Source organism: Arthrobacter sp. 08Y14 (assembly GCF_002929455.1).
Lineage (GTDB): Bacteria > Actinomycetota > Actinomycetes > Actinomycetales > Micrococcaceae > Arthrobacter_B > Arthrobacter_B sunyaminii.
The window spans coordinates 1-618 of sequence record NZ_PJIX01000037.1 but is presented as its reverse complement, the minus strand read 5'-3'; the positions used below and the strand labels follow the sequence as shown (position 1 = coordinate 618).

1 protein-coding gene is annotated in these 618 nt (G+C 59.5%); it reads right to left on the bottom strand.

Annotated features, from left to right (window positions below; genetic code table 11):
- Positions 1–109: 109 nt before the first annotated feature.
- Positions 110–520, bottom strand: coding sequence for a universal stress protein (locus CXR03_RS18925; protein ID WP_104105055.1), 411 nt, complete (start codon positions 518–520; stop codon positions 110–112).
- Between the last annotated feature and the right edge of the window lie 98 nt (positions 521–618).

Sequence of the window (618 nt, the reverse complement as noted above, 5' to 3'; positions counted from 1 at the left end):
GAGGTCGGTGTCGATCTTCTTCAGCCGCCGCTCGATTTCGTCCTTGCGAGCGAGCAGAATGCGTTCGAAATGGGCTGTGTCCATGGCCTGTACCGGGTTGTCCATCATCTCACCTGTCGACCAGCACGGAAATCTTGGAGTGACGGACCAAGCGGTCGGCCGTCGCGCCGATGAAGTAGTTGGAGAAGTCGGGCACATGCGAGCCGACGACGATCAGGTCGGCCTTGTGCTCCTCGGCTGTTGCCAGGATCTCGTGGGCAGGGGCACCCGAGCGGATCTCGATATGGGCGGCAACACCGGTCTTCTGCTTGAGCGTGACCAGCTTGGCCTTGGCATCGTTGATGGCGCCCTCGATCAGGTCGACGGGCACATCGATGGCGAGATAGCCCGGAATGTCCTCGATGATGGTCACAAGCACGATCTCGCCACCGTCATCGAGCAGGGACTTGGCCTTGGTCAGGATCTTCTCGCCAATGGCGATGGCAGCCGGATCGACCGGAACGATGATCTTCTTGTACATTGTTCTCTCCTTTGTCACCCGCCGGGTGTTTCCTCTTTATGGCGAGACAATGCGTCCGGGCAGCACGCGCCGCATTGATCAGGATCAACTTTGACGCG

Bases quoted from the DNA above. Each gene is read 5' to 3' on its own strand.
- CXR03_RS18925 (WP_104105055.1), bottom strand. From the start codon at position 520: ATGTACAAGAAGATCATCGTTCCGGTCGATCCGGCTGCCATCGCCATT.